Genomic DNA, 17222 nt, shown 5'->3' with positions numbered 1-17222 from the left:
AAACATCCGGAGGGAGGTACAATCGTATGATTCAACAAGAATCTCGCTTAAAAGTAGCAGACAACTCAGGAGCTCGTGAAGTCTTGACGATCAAAGTCCTCGGTGGTTCTGGTCGTAAAACTGCTAACATCGGTGACGTTATTGTTTGTACAGTAAAACAAGCAACACCAGGTGGCGTTGTCAAAAAAGGTGAAGTTGTACGCGCAGTAGTCGTTCGTACTAAACGTGGCGTTCGTCGTAAAGACGGTTCGTACATCCGTTTTGACGAAAACGCAGCAGTCATCATCAAAGATGACAAAAGCCCACGTGGCACACGTATCTTCGGACCAGTCGCACGCGAACTTCGTGAAAAAGACTTCATGAAGATCGTCTCGTTGGCACCGGAAGTACTTTAATTCCAAAGAATTCCTACAAGGAGGTGCTCTAACGATGCATGTCAAAAAAGGTGATAAAGTTCAGGTTATGACTGGTAAAGACAAAGGCAAACAAGGCGTTGTCCTTACAGCTATGCCTAAAAAAGATCGCGTAATCGTCGAAGGCGTTAACATGATCAAAAAACACTCAAAACCTTCTCAACTCAACCCGCAAGGCGGAATTGTCGAGAAAGAAGCACCGATTCACGTATCGAACGTTATGCTCATCGACCCTAAGACAGGTAACCCAACACGCGTTGGTTTCACTGTGGTTGACGGCAAGAAAGTACGTATCGCTAAAAAATCGGGCGAAGCTTTAGATAAATAAGAAGATTTAAAGAAAGGAGGTCCACTTTCTGATGAACCGTTTAAAAGCTAAATACCAAGACGAAATCGTCAAAGTAATGATGGAGAAATTCAATTACAGTTCTGTAATGCAAGCGCCGAAAGTCGATAAAATCGTAATCAACATGGGTGTTGGTGACGCTGTTACGAACTCTAAGGCACTTGACATGGCAGTTGAAGAGCTTCAGCTCCTCACTGGTCAGAAACCACTCATCACGAAAGCTAAGAAATCAATCGCTGGTTTCAAACTTCGTGAAGGTATGCCAATCGGTGCGAAGGTTACACTTCGTGGCGAGCGCATGTACGAATTCCTCGACAAGTTGATCAACGTGTCACTTCCACGTGTACGTGACTTCCGTGGCGTATCGAAAAAATCTTTCGATGGCCGTGGTAACTACACGCTAGGCGTGAAGGAACAATTGATCTTCCCAGAGATCGACTACGATCGCGTATCGAAAGTCCGTGGTATGGACATCGTTATCGTAACTACTGCTAACACGGATGAAGAGTCACGTGAGCTTCTCACTGCACTCGGCATGCCATTCCAAAAATAAGGGAGGTCGACAACATGGCTAAGAAATCAATGATCGCACGTGAAGTAAAACGTCAAGCACTCGTTGAGCGCTACGCTGAAAAACGCGCAGAATTGAAAGCACAAGGCGACTACATCGGCTTGAGCAAACTCCCACGTAACTCTTCAGCGGTTCGTTTACACAACCGTTGTAGTATCACTGGCCGTCCACACGGTTACATTGGTAAATTCGGTATCAGCCGTATTAAGTTCCGTGATCTTGCTCATAAAGGTCAAATCCCTGGTGTTAAAAAAGCAAGCTGGTAATTCATTAAAGTTGTGAAAGGAGGTACATCGCATGGTTATGACAGATCCGATTGCAGATATGCTTACACGCATTCGTAATGCAAACATGGTTCGCCATGAGAAGTTGGAAATGCCAGCTTCTACAATCAAACGTGAAGTCGCTGAAATCCTCAAACGTGAAGGTTTCATCCGCGATGTTGAATATCTCGAGGACAGCAAACAAGGTACGCTCCGCGTATTCCTTAAATACGGCGCAAGCAACGAGCGCGTCATCACTGGACTCAAACGTATCTCGAAACCAGGTCTTCGCGTTTACGCGAAAGCTGATGAAATCCCGAAAGTACTCGGTGGTCTCGGAATCGCTATCGTTTCAACATCTAAAGGTGTAATGACTGATAAAGAAGCTCGCCAACAAAAAGTCGGCGGCGAAGTGATCGCATACATCTGGTAATACACGCATAAAAAGAACGGAGGTGTCTTAAATGTCACGTATTGGTAAAAAGCCAGTCGTCATCCCAGCAGGCGTTACAGTAACAGTTGAAAACAACACGGTTACGGTAAAAGGTCCTAAAGGGGAACTCTCACGCGAGTTCAGCCCAGCTATGGCGATCAACGTAGAAGGTAATGAATTGACTGTCACTCGTCCGAACGACGAGAAAGCAAGCCGTACGATCCACGGAACGACTCGTGCGCTTATCGCGAACATGGTCGAAGGTGTAAGCAACGGTTTCGCTAAGACACTCGATATCCAAGGTGTTGGTTACCGTGCACAAAAGCAAGGTAACAAAATCGTACTCAACCTCGGTTACTCACACCCAATCGAGTACACTCCGGAACAAGGCATCGAAGTCGAAGTTCCTACGAATACGCAACTCATCGTTCGCGGAATCAGCAAAGAACGTGTTGGTCACGTCGCTGCATTGATCCGTTCGTACCGTCAGCCTGAGCCGTACAAAGGTAAAGGTATTCGCTACAGTGATGAAGTCGTTCGTCGTAAAGAAGGTAAAACAGGTAAGTAATTCGCGAATGCGAATTGACCGGAAAGGAGTGGCATAAATGATCTCAAAGGCAGATAAAAACGCTACGCGTAAAAAACGTCATGGTCGTGTCCGTCGTACAATCATCGGGACTGCAACACGTCCACGTATGAACGTATTCCGTTCGAACAAGAACATTTACGTACAAGTCATTGACGATGCAACACATGCAACACTCGCATCTGCATCATCACTCGACCTTGAAAAAGGCAACACGACTGACGCTGCGGCAGCAGTTGGTAAGCTCGCAGCTGAGCGCGCTCTTGAAAAAGGTATCGAAACAGTCGTTTTCGACCGTGGAGGATATCTCTATCATGGACGTATCAAAGCTGTAGCTGAAGCAGCTCGTGAAGCTGGTCTCAAATTCTAATAGAAAAGGAGGGAACCTCTACATGCGCCAGTTAGAAATTAACATGGATCAACTCGAAGAACGCGTTGTTACCGTAAACCGCGTCGCGAAAGTAGTAAAAGGTGGCCGTCGCTTCCGTTTTGCTGCCCTCGTCGTCGTTGGTGACAAGAATGGTCACGTAGGTTTCGGTACGGGTAAAGCTCAGGAAGTGCCTGAAGCGATCCGTAAAGCAATCGAAGATGCTAAGAAAAACATGGTTAACGTTCCAATCGTTAACACAACAATTCCACACGAAGTCAACGGTGTATTCGGTGCAGGTCACGTCTTCTTGAAGCCTGCTTCTGAAGGTACTGGAGTCATCGCTGGTGGTCCAGTTCGTGCGGTTCTCGAATTAGCGGGAATCAACGACATTCTTTCAAAATCACTTGGATCAAGCACTCCAATCAACATGGTTCGTGCGACTGTCGAAGGTCTCACATCACTCAAACGTGCTGAAGAAGTTGCGAAACTCCGCGGTAAAACCGTCGAAGAACTTCGCGGTTAAGAAAGGGAGGGAAAACAGATGGCGAAACTCGCAGTTACCCTCACACGCAGCATGATCGGTCGTCCGGAGAACCAACGCGTTACTACTCGTACGCTTGGTCTCCGTAAGATGCACCAGACTGTTGTCGTACCTGACAACGCTGCTATGCGTGGGATGATTAACCACGTGTCACACTTAGTGACAGTAAAAGAAATTCAAGAGTAATAGTTCGATATAATTTTATGAGGAGGTGCCCCACTATGAAACTCCATGAATTGAAACCAGCTGCTGGTTCACGTTCAGAACGCAACCGTGTAGGTCGCGGTATGTCTTCTGGTAACGGTAAGACTTCTGGCCGTGGTCACAAAGGTCAAAAAGCTCGTTCAGGCGGTGGTGTTCGTCCAGGTTTCGAAGGTGGACAAAACCCACTTTACCGTCGTTTACCAAAACGCGGCTTCAACAACCCAACTCGTAAAGAGTTCGCGGTCATTAACCTTGACACACTCAACCGTTTTGAAGAAGGAACTGAAGTCACTCCAGAACTTCTTGTCGAGACTCGTGCAGTCAAAGGCATGAAAGACGGCGTGAAAATTCTTTCTAACGGTAAGATCGAAAAGAAACTAACAGTCAAAGCTCATAAGTTCTCCGACGCTGCGAAGCAAGCAATCGAAGCTGCCGGCGGTACGGTTGAGGTGATCTAATGTTTCAAGCGATCTCCAATATGTGGCGCGTAGCTGACATTCGTCGGCGCATTCTCTTTACCTTGGCATTGGTTATCGTGTTCCGGATCGGAGCACATATCCCGGTGCCGATGGTAAACACGGAAGTGTTCAAGATTGACCAGAATGGTATTCTTGGTTTCTTGAACTCGTTCGGCGGGAATGCTTTGCAGAATTTCTCACTCTTTGCGATGGGAATCATGCCGTATATCACGGCCTCGATCGTTGTCCAACTCTTACAGATGGACGTTGTTCCAAAGTTTGCCGAATGGGCAAAACAAGGAGAGGCGGGCCGTAAGAAGTTAGCAACGGTAACGCGCTATGGAACGATCGTACTCGGCTTAGTCCAAGCGTTTGGAATCGCGCTTGGATTTAACCGTATCTACCCAGGTCTTGTCGACGAACAGTTCGGCACCTGGACATACGTTATGATTGCACTCGTATTGACAGCGGGAACAGCATTCTTGATGTTCATCGGTGAACTCATCACGGAGAAGGGCATTGGTAACGGGATATCAATGATCATCTTCGCTGGGATCGTCGCGGGCTTCCCGAATGCATTCCGCCAGATTTACGAAACGAAGCTCCAAAATGCAGGGGATGCTTTGTTTGTAAACGTGCTTTATATCGTACTCTTGCTTTTAATCATCATCGCGGTCATCGTCGGAGTCATCTATGTTCAGCAAGCTGCACGTAAGATTCCGATTCAGTACGCTAAGCGTACGGTGAACCGGACACCAGTTGGCGGTCAATCGGCACACTTGCCGATCAAATTGAACGCTGCCGGTGTTATTCCAGTCATCTTCGCGGTGTCGTTCATGGTGACGCCACCAACGATTGCGAGTTTCTTTGCAAGTCCGGAGACGGCAACGAAGATCCGTGACATCTTCGACTACACGAGTCCAATCGGTATGTCGATCTATGTGGCACTGATCATCGCGTTCTCGTACTTCTACACATTCGTTCAGGTTAACCCGGAACAAATGGCAGAGAACCTTCAAAAACAAGGCGGATACATTCCTGGTATTCGTCCTGGTAAGCAAACGGAGCAGTACATCACGAAGATTCTATACCGTCTGACATTCTTCGGTTCACTCTTCCTCGCTGTCATCGCGGTGACGCCGACATTCTTCATTAAGTTTGCTGGCTTACCGAACTCGGTGCAGATTGGTGGTACGAGCTTGTTGATCGTCATCGGTGTAGGACTAGAGACGATGAAACAGATTGAAAGTCAATTGGTTAAACGACACTACAAAGGCTTTATCCGATAAGGCGGGAGGAAGGGGACCATCCCTTTCCTTTCTGTTGTGTCTATAGAGCTATAGAAGTGGAGGCTACCGACATGAATCTAGTATTGATGGGTTTGCCGGGTGCTGGTAAAGGAACGCAGGCTGCGAAAATCATCGAAGACTATGCGATCCCCCACATCTCGACAGGCGACATGTTCCGCGCGGCGATCAAAGATTCGACGCCACTCGGACAAGAAGCGAAATCATACATGGATAAAGGGGAACTCGTTCCGGACGAAGTCACAATCGGCATCGTACGTGAGCGTCTCGCCAAAGAAGACTGTGCAAATGGTTTTCTCCTTGACGGTTTCCCACGCACAGTGAAACAAGCAGATGCTCTTGAAGCATTACTTGAAGATCTGGGCAAACAAATTGATCACGTCATCCACATCGGTGTAGACCCGGAGAAACTTGTCCCTCGTTTGACAGGTCGCCGGATTTGCCCAACTTGTGGAGCAACGTATCATGTTCTCTACAACCCACCAAAAGTGGAGGGGATCTGTGATATCGACGGATCAGCACTTGTACAACGTGAAGATGACCAAGAGGAGACAGTACGTCGTCGCTTGGAAGTCAACGTCGCTCAAGCGCAACCTTTGATTGACTTTTACGCAGAAAAAGGGTATCTTCGTAATTTGGACGGTGATCGTCCAATCAACGATGTATATTCCGATGTTCAGGCACTCCTTGGTGATCAGTAATGATCATCACGAAAGCGCCGCGTGAAATCGACATCATGCGTAAAGCAGGACAAATCGTCGCCCGGACGCATAAGGAGCTTCAAGCTCACATTCGCCCAGGTATCACGACGGGGCAACTCGACGCGATCGCTGAACGCTATATTCGAAGTCAAGGGGCAACACCATCGTTTAAAGGGTATAATGGTTTCACGGGTAGCATCTGTGCTTCCGTGAACGAAGAGCTTGTCCATGGTATTCCGGGAGATCGTGTACTTCAGGACGGTGACATCATCTCGATTGACATCGGAGCAGAGTACAATGGGTATCACGGAGATTCAGCCTGGACATATCCGGTAGGTACAATCTCTGAAGAGACGAAGCGGTTACTTGACGTAACTGAAGAATCTCTGTATAAAGGATTGGAGCGCGCCAAAGCTGGCGTGCACCTGACAGATATTTCGCATGCGATTCAGTCACATGTTGAAGCAGCGAATTTTTCTGTAGTCCGCGAATATGTGGGCCACGGCGTGGGACAAAATTTGCATGAAGATCCGCAAATTCCACATTATGGACCACCGGGGAAAGGGCCGCGCCTGAAAACCGGCATGACACTGGCAATTGAGCCAATGGTCAACGTCGGGAAACGCTATGTTCGCACACTATCCGACAATTGGACGGTAGTGACGGTGGACGGTAGCATGTGCGCCCACTTTGAGCACACCATCGCCATCACAGACGACGGCTACGAGATCTTAACGGTCGATGCAGAGTGAGCTGTGCGCGTTATTGGTGTCACCTTTCTATAAGCCAGTATCCACTCGTGTTTGTGACCGATGATCTCTCAATGGCTCTTGTAGAAAGCCCCTAGCGCTACAAATCGTCTGGGCTCCCAATCAACTTTATAGAGAAAGGGGTATAATTGATGGCGAAACAAGATGTAATCGAAGTGGAAGGTACGGTTATCGAGCCGCTTCCAAACGCGATGTTTAAGGTGGAGTTAGAAAACGGCCACACGGTCCTCGCGCACGTCTCAGGAAAAATTCGGATGCACTTCATTCGGATCTTGCCAGGAGATAAAGTAACGGTTGAGTTGTCACCATACGACTTGACTCGCGGACGGATCACATACCGTTTCAAATAAAAACTCCGATTTTTTCAGGAGGAGGTATTCACAATGAAAGTAAGACCTTCGGTTAAACCGATCTGTGAAAAATGTAAAGTTATCCGCCGTAAAGGCAAAGTAATGGTTATTTGCGAAAACCCTAAGCATAAACAAAAACAAGGGTAATTAAACAAGGAGGTGCACACATGGCACGTATTGCTGGTGTAGATATTCCACGTGAGAAACGCATCGTCATCTCACTCACTTACATCTATGGTGTTGGTAAAACGACTGCTCAAAAAGTCTTGAAAGAAACTGGTATCTCTGAAGATACTCGTACTCGCGACTTGACTGAGGAACAATTGAACCAACTTCGTGATGGTTTAGACAAAATCAAAGTTGAGGGTGACCTTCGTCGTGAAATCTCACTCAACATCAAACGTTTGATCGAAATCGGTTGCTACCGTGGTGTTCGTCACCGTCGTGGTCTTCCAGTTCGTGGTCAAAACACTAAAAACAACTCGCGTACTCGTAAAGGCCCACGCCGTACAGTAGCGAACAAGAAGAAGTAAGGGAGGGTAAACTAAGATGGCAAAACGCAAACAGAACGTTCGTAGTAAACGTAAAGTCAAAAAGAATATTGAATCTGGTATCGTGCATATCCGTTCAACATTCAACAACACGATCGTTACGATCACTGATATGCAAGGGAATGCAATCTCTTGGGCAACTGCAGGTAACATGGGCTTCAAAGGCTCACGTAAATCGACTCCTTTCGCTGCACAAATGGCATCTGAAACAGCTGCTAAAACAGCAATGGATAACGGTATGCGTACTGTAGAAGTTAACGTTAAAGGTCCTGGTGCAGGTCGTGAAGCAGCTATCCGTGCTCTTCAAGCAATCGGTCTCGAAGTCACTGCAATCCGTGACGTTACTCCAGTACCACACAACGGTTGCCGCCCTCCAAAACGTCGTCGCGTGTAACCCGTCTTGTACTGCAGAGCGGGGATTCGAGTAGACTTTTGTTGATCGTTTGACCAAGCAAGGCAGTAGAAACGTACACAAGGCGGTTGGCGATTGAACGCGATGGCCAACATGACGATATTCAAGGAGGGGTTCAGATGATCGAAATCGAAAAACCGAAGATTGAAACGATCGAGTTAAGCGAGAACGCTACGTTTGGTAAATTCGTAGTTGAGCCGCTTGAGCGTGGATTCGGTACAACGCTTGGTAACTCATTGCGTCGTATCCTATTGTCTTCACTTCCGGGTGCTGCAGTCACTGCAGTCCAAATCGATGGCGTTCTTCATGAGTTCTCGACGATTGATGGCGTTGTAGAAGACGTTACCCAAATCATCTTGAACCTTAAGAAACTCGCCCTCAAAGTGTACTCGGAAGAAGAGAAAACGCTTGAGATCGATATTCAAGGCGCTGGTGTTGTCACTGCTGCGAACATTACGCATGACAGCGACGTCGAAATCCTCAACCCAGAACTTCACATCGCAACGCTTGCAGAAGGTGCATCACTTCATATGCGTCTGACAGCACGCCGTGGTCGTGGGTATGTTCAGGCTGAAGATAACAAACGGGACGATATGCCAATCGGTGTAATCCCAATCGACTCGATTTACACGCCAATTCAACGTGTAAATTATCAAGTTGAAAAAACACGTGTCGGTCAAGATGCGAGCTTCGATAAGTTGACGCTTGATGTTTGGACGGACGGTTCAATCCGCCCTGAAGAAGCAGTGTCACTCGGTGCGAAAATCATGACAGAACACTTAAACATCTTTGTTGGTCTTACGGACGAAGCGCTCCATGCTGAAATCATGGTCGAAAAGGAAGAAGATCAAAAAGAAAAAGTACTCGAAATGACGATCGAAGAACTCGATCTCTCAGTTCGTTCGTACAACTGTTTGAAACGCGCTGGTATCAACACGGTTCAAGAACTCGCGAACAAGAGCGAAGACGAGATGATGAAAGTCCGTAACCTCGGACGTAAATCACTCGAGGAAGTTCAAGCGAAACTCGACGAACTCGGACTAGGCTTGCGCAAAGAAGACTAATACTATTAATTGCACGAAGGAGGGAATCCATCCATGGCATACTCGAAATTAGGCCGTACAAGCTCACAACGTAAGGCACTTTTGCGTGACCTTGCGACTGATCTCATCATCAATGAGCGTATCCAAACTACAGAACAAAAAGCGAAGGAACTTCGTCCAGTCGTAGAGAAACTCATCACTTTAGGTAAACGCGGTGATCTCCACGCTCGTCGTCAAGTTGCATCGTTCGTTCGCCGTGAAGCTGCTGGTCAAAACGCAGAGGGCAAAGCACAAGACGCGATCCAAAAATTATTCGCTGATGTGGCTCCACGTTTTGCTGAGCGTCAAGGTGGTTACACACGCATCATGAAAATGGGACCACGTCGTGGTGACGGCGCAGAAATGGTCATCATCGAACTCGTTTAATCCTCATTAAATGATTCGCCATAAAAGGGCAGTGCGTATCCCGCTTCTGCCCTTTTGCTACAAAATGAAAGTATTGATTTGATGAAGGAGGAGAGATCATGGACAAGCTGATTGAACTGGAACAGGTCACCTATCGGTATCCGGAACAGGAGCAAGCAGCCTTACACGAGGTCTCTCTGACGATTCGTTCAGGTGAATGGGTCGCCATCGTTGGTCACAACGGCTCTGGAAAATCAACGCTGACGAAATTGTTTAATGGATTGTTGTTACCGGAGACAGGGACCGTTACGGTTGCTGAGCGCTTTTCAAGTGCGAATCCGGAGCAACTGTGGGAGATGCGCCGAGCAATCGGCGTCGTCTTCCAAAATCCAGATAATCAATTCGTTGGCACGACCGTGCGCGACGACGTGGCATTTGCTCTAGAAAACTGGGGTGTGCCACGCGAGGAAATGGTTCGTCGTATCGACGACAGTCTAGCGCGCGTTGGCCTTACGGATTTTGTTGATCGGGAACCCCATCAACTATCCGGCGGACAGAAGCAGCGTGTCGCAATCGCTTCGGCGCTTGCGATGCGCCCTGATGTTCTCGTGCTCGATGAAGCTACATCGATGCTTGATCCATTAGCACGACAAGAGGTCATGTCGACCGTTCAGGAACTCCATGCGACTCACCCAATGGCGGTCATCGCGATTACACACGAATTAGACGAAGTATTACGGGCTAGTCGTGTCATCGTCATGGATGCCGGGAAAATCGTATTAGAAGGATCCCCTCAGGAAGTCTTTCGTCATGCATCGTTCTTAGAAGACATCGGACTCGATGTTCCATTCGTTGTTCGGGTACAAGAACGTTTACGGGCGCAAGGTCTCTCACTCGAGGAGACGATACTAGATGAAAGAGAATTGGTGAACCGTTTATGCCAATCTTAATCCAGGAATTAAATTATACGTATCAACTCAATAGTCCGTTCGAACGAGTCGCGCTACGTGATGTGAATCTTGAGATTCCGTCAGGGGCGCTTGTTGCGTTTGTAGGGCATACCGGATCCGGGAAATCGACGCTCGTGCAGCACATCAATGGGTTGCTCAAGCCGACAGCGGGGAAGGTACAAGTCGATGACATCATCGTCGAACCGAAGAAAAAACAGGACCTCAAGCCATTAAGACGTCGCGTCGGGCTTGTTTTTCAATATCCGGAATATCAATTGTTCGAAGAGACGGTCTTAAAGGATGTCATGTTCGGTCCGATGAACTTCGGTCATGATGCCGCGATGGCTGAGCAATTAGCGAAAGAGGCATTACGGACTGTCGGACTCGATGAAGTCTTTTGGAGTCGTTCGCCGTTTGACCTGTCTGGTGGGCAAATGAGGCGTGTTGCAATTGCCGGCGTACTCGCTAGTCAACCAGACGTGTTGATCGTCGATGAGCCGACGGCAGGACTCGATCCGAAAGGGCGCAAGCATATGCTGAGTCTGTTTGCCCGGCTCCATGCAGAGACCGGTATGACGTTGCTCCTGATCACGCACGACATGGATCAGGTGCTTGAGTATGCTGAGCGTGTGATCGTCATGGAAGACGCCCAGGTGGCGTTTGACGGGTTACCGCTTGATCTGTTTAAAGAAGAGACATTGCTCGAGCAATTCCACCTCGATCTCCCGCACGTCTTATCGCTTGCCTGGCAAGTCGCTGATCAGCGTGGATTGCAACGACCGGACATCCGGACGGAGACCGAGTTGATCGAGTGGTTGATGACGAAGGGGGTGAGCGAATGATCGTTGGACAACATATTCCCGGTCAGTCGTACTTGCATCGCTCGTCAGCACTCGCTAAGATCATCTTTGCTTTCTGCTTCATTCCGCTCGTCTTTCTCGCGAACAATGCAGCAACGAACATCTTTTTACTCATCTTTACGTTCTTAGCACTCATGAGTAGTCGGTTACCACTTCGGTATGTTCTAAAAGGACTGCGACCGATTCTTTTCCTGATCGTCTTTACGTTCGTCATCCAGCTGTTCTTCACACGCGAAGGGGCTGTCCTCTTTGAGTTCGGCTGGCTTCGGATCTATGAAGAAGGACTGCGACTCGCGATCATCGTCTCATTACGTTTCTTCTATCTTGTCTCGATCACGACACTCGTCACGCTGACGACCTCACCGATCGAATTGACAGATGCGATTGAGTTGTTGTTAAAGCCGTTCAAGGTCGTCCGTGTTCCAACGCATGAGATCGCGCTCATGTTATCGATCTCGCTACGGTTCTTACCAACCTTAGCGGAGGAGACGGAGAAAATCATGAAGGCACAGCAAGCACGTGGTGTCGATTTATCGGCAGGACCAATCAAGGAACGTTTACGGGCGATCATTCCGTTATTGATTCCGTTGTTCATCTCCGCCTTTAAGCGGGCAGAGGATCTTGCGACAGCAATGGAAGCGCGGGGATACCGTGGAGGAGAGGGACGGACACGCCTACGGGAATCCAAGTGGACGATGCGGGATACAGGTCTGATCATCCTACTCGTCCTCCTAACGATCAGTTTAGTAGGATTGCGAGGGATCGGTTAATGCGTCGTTTAAAATGTACGATTCAGTATGACGGAACCGGCTACGCCGGGTATCAGGTGCAACCAAACGGATTGACGATTCAAGAAGTAATTGAAACGACACTTGCGCGGATGCACAAACATCCCGTCAAGATCATCGGGTCGGGACGGACGGATGCGAGGGTGCATGCCTACGGACAAGTCATTCATTTTGATACGGAACTAGCGATTCCACCGGAGAACGTCGTCAAGGCACTGAATACGCTCTTACCAGCGGATATTCGTGTCCGGAGCTGCGAGGAGGTCGAACCGACCTTTGAAGCGCGTTACGATGTCGTAGGGAAGGAATACCGCTATTTCGTCCGCCGCGAAGAAAATGCGTTTCGTCGGAATCTATCGGTTCATATTCCGTATCCGCTCGATCTCGAGCGCATCCGTCAAGGGATGGCACATCTCGTCGGCACACACGATTTCAGTTCGTTCTGTGTCGCGAAGACGGAAACGGATAACCGGGTCCGGACGATTTACGAGGCAGAGTTGATGACAGTCGGTGACGAACTCGTCTTTCGGTTCCAGGGCAGTGGGTTTCTCTATAATCAAATCCGGATTATGGTCGGGACGTTACTTGACGTCGGACGCGGTCGTTTTGCACCAGAGGACATTAAAAAAATGTTGCTGGAAAAGGACCGGAACGTCGCAGGCGTGACAGCGCCTCCCCATGGACTCTATCTATGGGAAGTTTTCTATCCGGAGTGAAAAAAGGCAATTGACATTGGCTATTAAAAAACATACAATGTTTATTGGCATTTCATTTATTATGAAACCACAATCTTAGCCCCGTACACCTAAGATTATGATAGATTCACCTAGTGAATAAATGAAAAATCAAAAACAGAACTTTTAATTCCTTAGGAGGTATTTTACATGCGCACAACTTTCATGGCGAAAGCTACTGATGTAGAACGCAAATGGCTCCTTATCGACGCTGAAGGTAAAACACTCGGTCGCCTTGCGAGCGAAGTTTCATCACTTCTCCGTGGTAAGCACAAGCCTACGTTCACACCACACGTTGACTGTGGGGATAACGTTATCCTCATCAACGTTGAGAAAATCGTTTTAACTGGTAACAAACTCGACAAAAAAGTCTACTACCGTCACTCTGGTCATCCAGGCGGCTTAAAGCAGACTGTTGCACGCGATATGCTTGCTAACAAACCTGAGCGCATGCTTGAACTCGCGATCAAAGGGATGCTTCCAAAAGGTAGCCTCGGTCGTCAAATGTTCAACAAACTCCACGTCTACGCTGGAGCTGCACACAAGCACGAAGCACAACAACCAGAAGTTTACGAACTTCGCGGTTAATACGAATTTAGGAGGAACTACACGATGGCAGATGTACGTTACTACGGCACTGGTCGCCGGAAACACGCGGCAGCGCGCGTTTTCCTCGTTGCTGGAGACGGTAAAGTCACAGTTAACGGTCGCGATATCAGCGAATACTTCGGTTATGAGACATTGATCATGACTGCAAAAGAACCACTCGTAATCACAGAAACAGAAGGCAAGTACGATGTAATCGTAACGGTCAAAGGCGGCGGCTTCACTGGTCAAGCAGGCGCTATCCGTCACGGTATCTCACGTGCTCTTCTTCAAGCGGATCCAGAATTCCGCGGCGCACTCAAAGCGAAAGGCTTCTTGACTCGTGATGCTCGTATGAAAGAGCGTAAAAAATACGGTCTTAAAGCAGCTCGTCGTGCACCACAATTCTCGAAACGTTAATTCTTTTCGAATCCCTCTCACCCTTGTGGTGGGAGGTTTTTTTGTGCACTAAAAAACCGCTCTCCTGACGAAGTGTCAGAACAGCGATTCAAGTCAAGACGACGGAGTGGAGCGTAATCGGTGCAATATCGTTAGAAGAACGTAGAGGATGACGATCGTCAGCGGGATGCTCCAAACAAAGAGAGATTGTATGAATTGGGTAGGTGTATGTACCGTCGCTTGACCGACATGTCCCGTAAAAGAGGTTTCTTCACTTAAGACGGTTGCATTGTCCGGTAACTTCGTCTCGGTAGCGACAGTCGGTTGCAGCGTCAGATACAGGACGAAGCTAAGATGTAAGAGACAGGTGACGCCAAGTGTCCAAATGATGCGTTTTTTCATAGGATGCTCCTTTTGATATGAGTTAAAATCATTCTGCATTCCATAAGTATAGCGGATTTTGTTTTCGGGAACAGGAGACAAAGGGAGTGAGCATAGATGGCATTATCGATCAGCTGGTTACTCGAGCGAGCGAATCGGAAGTTGAATGCTTCGGGACTGTCACGAGAAGTCGCTAAACGAACGCAAGAGGTCATTCGGGAGATGCATGCACAAGGGATTTATGTAGGCGTCGCACAAGGGTACCGATCGATCGCAGAACAGAATCGGTTGTACGCACAGGGACGGACACTACCGGGACCAATCGTAACGAATGCACGCGGGGGACAATCCAATCATAACCGTGGAATTGCCGTCGACCTCTTTCAATATTCCCAAGACGGTACACAAGCGCTATTTCGAAATGACCAAAGCTTTCAAAAGATTGTTGCTGCGATGAAACGACGTGGCTTTTCTTGGGGTGGGGACTGGACGAGCTTTAAGGATTATCCACACTTTGAATTACTAGGAGTGTCTGACGAAACGCTGAATCGCTCTCGTGCGATCGTTCCGTATCCAGGTCGTCCGTTGTATCAAGGGGCAGCCAATATGAATCCACGGGATATCGAACGAATTCAGCGTGCAGTCAAAGCAACCGTGACTCGGCGCTTTGATGCAGAGACGGCTCAGAAGGTGCGTGCCTATCAAACACGTCAAGGACTTGACGTTGATGGTGTCGTGGGTCCTCGTACATGGAACCGAATGTTCTAAAACGAGCGAATGATCGAGTAAAATGATGAAAACTGACACTGGACATGGAAAAGTCATCCTTTCCGGTGTCGAAATGTGCAAGCGCTCTCTTATTTTTGTTATACTAATAAGGATTAAATCGAACGTTTTCAGGGGGAAGGCACTATGTTGAATGAACAAGAAATTCGCGAGGTAGTCGGAACGCTCGTCGATCCGACGATTGACCGCCCGCTTGCAGATACGAACGGCATTCGTGACGTCCGGATTAAAGGTGATTATGTCAGTCTGAAAATCGCTTTAGCACAATCCGGTTCTGGGGAGCAACTCGTGCTCCAACAGCAAATCGTCAAGGAACTGAAAGAAAAAGGATTCAAGACGGTGGGACTCCGTTTTGAGGCACTCGGTGATCACGGGATCCAAGCAGCGACGACACCGTCGATCCTTAAACCAGAATCCGGTACGACGTTCATCGCGATCGCCTCCGGTAAAGGGGGCGTCGGGAAATCGACGGTTTCCGTTAACTTAGCAGTCGCCCTCGCACGAGCAGGGAAGAAGGTCGGTTTGATTGATGCCGATATCTACGGCTTTAGTGTTCCAGACATGATGGGAATCGAAACACGTCCGACTGTCGTGAACGACCGAATCGTTCCACCAGAACGCTTTGGCGTCAAAGTCATCTCAATGGGCTTCTTCGTCGAAGATAATGCACCAGTCATCTGGCGGGGACCAATGCTCGGGAAGATGCTCAACAACTTCTTCGCAGACGTCGAATGGGGCGATCTCGATTACTTGTTGCTTGATCTTCCACCGGGAACAGGGGATGTCGCACTCGATATTCATTCGATGCTCCCGAGTTGTCAAGAAGTCATCGTCACGACACCTCACGCAACAGCCGCTTTCGTTGCAGCACGAGCAGGAGCAATGGCAATCAAAACGAACCATCGTCTCCTCGGAATCGTCGAGAACATGGCGTACTTTGAAAGTAAAGTGACAGGCGAAAAAGAATATGTCTTTGGTAGTGGTGGCGGAGAGAGGTTGTCAGAAGCGTTAAAAACCGATATTCTAGCTAAGATTCCACTTGGACAACCATATGCGAATGATGCGGACTTCGCCCCATCGATCTATCGCGATGAACATCCATTTGAGACGTACTATAATGAACTCGCCACGCGTGTCATCGAAAAAGTAGAGGGATAAAAATGAAGATTAAAGGATTTTTGAAGCTGTTTTGGATGACGCTCCTAATCGGAACGCTCGCCGGCTTCGTGTTTAACTTGGTAGCAGAACCTGGATATATCCGAAATCAATCGATTAGCGGATATGTGACGGCTCTCTCCTACAGTAGTACGTGGACAGCCATCAGTTTGATGGGATTCTTCTCGTACTTGATCTTACATCGCGTCGGACTCGATTTATTCCGCGGTGCAAAGCTTTGGAACCGTGTCCAGGTCGTCTTGATCGCATTTGCACTATTTGATGGTGTATACCTGCGCGGATTAGCATACGGCTTTGATAAGACGAGTCTTTATATTGGTGAGATGGTCGTCTTGCTTGTAATAGCGTTCTTAGTCGCGCGGACGAAAGCACGGGAAACGAACTTCACAGCGTTCATTCCGACTTTGTTCCTCATGACAGTCATCACGTTGATCGAATGGGTACCTGCTTTGCAGGCAACACAAGATAAGCGGATGTTATGGGCGGCGCTTGCGACACTTTTAATCTGTAATGCGTATCAGATTCTAATGCTGCATCGCTTGCAAGAAAAGCCAGCTTCTCAAGGACAATCGCAAAAACAGGCGTAACGAAAAAGACCCGCGAACGGGTAGTGTTTTACCGGTTCAAGCGGGTCTATCTTTTTTCTAAAGTTTTTTTAGAAAAACAGTTGACGAAAAAAACAAGAGTTGATATATTAATACATGTCGCTGAGGCACACGCCAAACGCGAGCGTCACAGACGAAAAAACTTCAAAAAAGTAATTGACATCACTTATTACTTTACTGTAAGATTTAAAAGTCGTCAAATGACATATTGGACTTTGAAAACTGAACGATGAG

The 17222-nt window shown here is 48.0% G+C and carries 29 protein-coding genes; 28 read left to right on the top strand and 1 reads right to left on the bottom strand.

From position 1 onward, the window contains the following. Positions 1–26: 26 nt before the first annotated feature. From rplN to rpsI, 25 genes are all read left to right on the top strand, one after another. Positions 27–395 carry a 50S ribosomal protein L14 gene (rplN, locus tag B3G15_RS06300; RefSeq protein ID WP_012369019.1) on the top strand — a complete coding sequence of 123 codons (369 nt, stop codon included), beginning with the start codon at positions 27–29 and terminating at the stop codon, positions 393–395. A gap of 34 nt (positions 396–429) precedes the next feature. Then, the gene (gene rplX / locus B3G15_RS06295; RefSeq protein ID WP_012369020.1) at positions 430–741 is read left to right on the top strand and encodes a 50S ribosomal protein L24; all 312 of its coding nucleotides are present in this window, start codon (positions 430–432) and stop codon (positions 739–741) included. 31 nt (positions 742–772) lie between these two features. Beyond that, complete coding sequence (gene rplE / locus B3G15_RS06290; protein WP_023466635.1) at positions 773–1312, top strand: 50S ribosomal protein L5; 540 nt, start codon at positions 773–775, stop codon at positions 1310–1312. A gap of 14 nt (positions 1313–1326) precedes the next feature. Further along, on the top strand, positions 1327–1596 hold the full coding sequence (gene rpsN, locus B3G15_RS06285; protein WP_023466636.1) for a 30S ribosomal protein S14: 270 nt from the start codon (positions 1327–1329) through the stop codon (positions 1594–1596). 31 nt (positions 1597–1627) lie between these two features. Further along, the gene (rpsH, locus tag B3G15_RS06280) at positions 1628–2026 is read left to right on the top strand and encodes a 30S ribosomal protein S8 (RefSeq protein ID WP_012369023.1); all 399 of its coding nucleotides are present in this window, start codon (positions 1628–1630) and stop codon (positions 2024–2026) included. A gap of 31 nt (positions 2027–2057) precedes the next feature. Beyond that, positions 2058–2594 carry a 50S ribosomal protein L6 gene (gene rplF, locus B3G15_RS06275; protein ID WP_023466637.1) on the top strand — a complete coding sequence of 179 codons (537 nt, stop codon included), beginning with the start codon at positions 2058–2060 and terminating at the stop codon, positions 2592–2594. Positions 2595–2631: 37 nt separating this feature from the next. Then, positions 2632–2982 carry a 50S ribosomal protein L18 gene (rplR, locus tag B3G15_RS06270; RefSeq protein WP_023466638.1) on the top strand — a complete coding sequence of 117 codons (351 nt, stop codon included), beginning with the start codon at positions 2632–2634 and terminating at the stop codon, positions 2980–2982. Positions 2983–3004: 22 nt separating this feature from the next. Further along, a complete protein-coding gene (rpsE, locus tag B3G15_RS06265; protein ID WP_023466639.1) occupies positions 3005–3505 on the top strand; it encodes a 30S ribosomal protein S5 in 501 nt (166 codons plus the stop codon). Between the two features lie 18 nt (positions 3506–3523). Next, positions 3524–3709, top strand: a complete 186-nt coding sequence (rpmD, locus tag B3G15_RS06260; protein WP_023466640.1) for a 50S ribosomal protein L30 — start codon at positions 3524–3526, stop codon at positions 3707–3709. Between the two features lie 35 nt (positions 3710–3744). After that, positions 3745–4185 carry a 50S ribosomal protein L15 gene (gene rplO / locus B3G15_RS06255; protein WP_035399353.1) on the top strand — a complete coding sequence of 147 codons (441 nt, stop codon included), beginning with the start codon at positions 3745–3747 and terminating at the stop codon, positions 4183–4185. After that, complete coding sequence (secY, locus tag B3G15_RS06250) at positions 4185–5474, top strand: preprotein translocase subunit SecY (protein ID WP_023466642.1); 1290 nt, start codon at positions 4185–4187, stop codon at positions 5472–5474. Before rplO ends, secY begins: the two co-directional genes overlap by 1 nt. Positions 5475–5545: 71 nt before the next feature. Next, complete coding sequence (locus B3G15_RS06245) at positions 5546–6193, top strand: adenylate kinase (protein ID WP_023466643.1); 648 nt, start codon at positions 5546–5548, stop codon at positions 6191–6193. Further along, the gene (gene map / locus B3G15_RS06240) at positions 6193–6945 is read left to right on the top strand and encodes a type I methionyl aminopeptidase (protein ID WP_023466644.1); all 753 of its coding nucleotides are present in this window, start codon (positions 6193–6195) and stop codon (positions 6943–6945) included. The genes B3G15_RS06245 and map overlap by 1 nt, the downstream gene beginning before the upstream one ends. 149 nt (positions 6946–7094) lie before the next feature. Then, entirely contained in the window at positions 7095–7313 is a 219-nt protein-coding gene (gene infA / locus B3G15_RS06235; protein WP_012369032.1) for a translation initiation factor IF-1, read from the top strand. Between the two features lie 33 nt (positions 7314–7346). Then, positions 7347–7460 (top strand): 50S ribosomal protein L36, encoded by a 114-nt coding sequence (rpmJ, locus tag B3G15_RS06230; protein ID WP_003156543.1) that lies wholly within the window; start codon positions 7347–7349, stop codon positions 7458–7460. 20 nt (positions 7461–7480) lie between these two features. Further along, entirely contained in the window at positions 7481–7846 is a 366-nt protein-coding gene (gene rpsM, locus B3G15_RS06225) for a 30S ribosomal protein S13 (protein WP_023466646.1), read from the top strand. Positions 7847–7862: 16 nt separating this feature from the next. Beyond that, positions 7863–8258: a 30S ribosomal protein S11 gene (rpsK, locus tag B3G15_RS06220; RefSeq protein WP_023466647.1), complete on the top strand. Its 396-nt coding sequence runs from the start codon at positions 7863–7865 to the stop codon at positions 8256–8258. Between the two features lie 137 nt (positions 8259–8395). Then, positions 8396–9340, top strand: a complete 945-nt coding sequence (locus tag B3G15_RS06215) for a DNA-directed RNA polymerase subunit alpha (RefSeq protein ID WP_023466648.1) — start codon at positions 8396–8398, stop codon at positions 9338–9340. A gap of 33 nt (positions 9341–9373) precedes the next feature. Next, entirely contained in the window at positions 9374–9745 is a 372-nt protein-coding gene (gene rplQ, locus B3G15_RS06210) for a 50S ribosomal protein L17 (protein WP_023466649.1), read from the top strand. A gap of 98 nt (positions 9746–9843) precedes the next feature. Then, a complete protein-coding gene (locus B3G15_RS06205) occupies positions 9844–10674 on the top strand; it encodes an energy-coupling factor ABC transporter ATP-binding protein (protein ID WP_290717180.1) in 831 nt (276 codons plus the stop codon). Then, positions 10662–11516, top strand: coding sequence for an energy-coupling factor transporter ATPase (locus B3G15_RS06200; RefSeq protein WP_290717176.1), 855 nt, complete (start codon positions 10662–10664; stop codon positions 11514–11516). The genes B3G15_RS06205 and B3G15_RS06200 overlap by 13 nt, the downstream gene beginning before the upstream one ends. After that, positions 11513–12304, top strand: coding sequence for an energy-coupling factor transporter transmembrane component T family protein (locus tag B3G15_RS06195; RefSeq protein WP_149426607.1), 792 nt, complete (start codon positions 11513–11515; stop codon positions 12302–12304). The genes B3G15_RS06200 and B3G15_RS06195 overlap by 4 nt, the downstream gene beginning before the upstream one ends. Continuing rightward, complete coding sequence (gene truA / locus B3G15_RS06190) at positions 12304–13038, top strand: tRNA pseudouridine(38-40) synthase TruA (protein ID WP_290717170.1); 735 nt, start codon at positions 12304–12306, stop codon at positions 13036–13038. The genes B3G15_RS06195 and truA overlap by 1 nt, the downstream gene beginning before the upstream one ends. 168 nt (positions 13039–13206) lie before the next feature. Then, a complete protein-coding gene (gene rplM / locus B3G15_RS06185) occupies positions 13207–13644 on the top strand; it encodes a 50S ribosomal protein L13 (protein WP_023466654.1) in 438 nt (145 codons plus the stop codon). A 24-nt stretch (positions 13645–13668) separates the two neighbouring features. Continuing rightward, entirely contained in the window at positions 13669–14061 is a 393-nt protein-coding gene (rpsI, locus tag B3G15_RS06180; protein ID WP_023466655.1) for a 30S ribosomal protein S9, read from the top strand. A gap of 93 nt (positions 14062–14154) precedes the next feature. Here rpsI and B3G15_RS06175 read toward each other — a convergent pair whose 3' ends face one another. After that, positions 14155–14442: a hypothetical protein gene (locus B3G15_RS06175; RefSeq protein WP_290717159.1), complete on the bottom strand. Its 288-nt coding sequence runs from the start codon at positions 14440–14442 to the stop codon at positions 14155–14157. A gap of 96 nt (positions 14443–14538) precedes the next feature. On the opposite strand from B3G15_RS06175, the gene B3G15_RS06170 reads away from it, so the two are divergent. The 3 genes from B3G15_RS06170 to B3G15_RS06160 all read left to right on the top strand — a co-directional run bounded on the left by B3G15_RS06170 (position 14539) and on the right by B3G15_RS06160 (position 16970). After that, complete coding sequence (locus tag B3G15_RS06170; protein ID WP_290717157.1) at positions 14539–15189, top strand: M15 family metallopeptidase; 651 nt, start codon at positions 14539–14541, stop codon at positions 15187–15189. Between the two features lie 144 nt (positions 15190–15333). After that, complete coding sequence (locus B3G15_RS06165) at positions 15334–16365, top strand: Mrp/NBP35 family ATP-binding protein (protein ID WP_023466657.1); 1032 nt, start codon at positions 15334–15336, stop codon at positions 16363–16365. 2 nt (positions 16366–16367) lie between these two features. After that, positions 16368–16970, top strand: coding sequence for a KinB-signaling pathway activation protein (locus B3G15_RS06160; RefSeq protein ID WP_064300977.1), 603 nt, complete (start codon positions 16368–16370; stop codon positions 16968–16970). Positions 16971–17222: the final 252 nt, after the last annotated feature.

The organism is Exiguobacterium sp. UBA1053, assembly GCF_002316465.1.
GTDB lineage: Bacteria > Bacillota > Bacilli > Exiguobacteriales > Exiguobacteriaceae > Exiguobacterium_A > Exiguobacterium_A abrahamii.
This window is presented reverse-complemented; position numbering and strand designations above follow the sequence as displayed.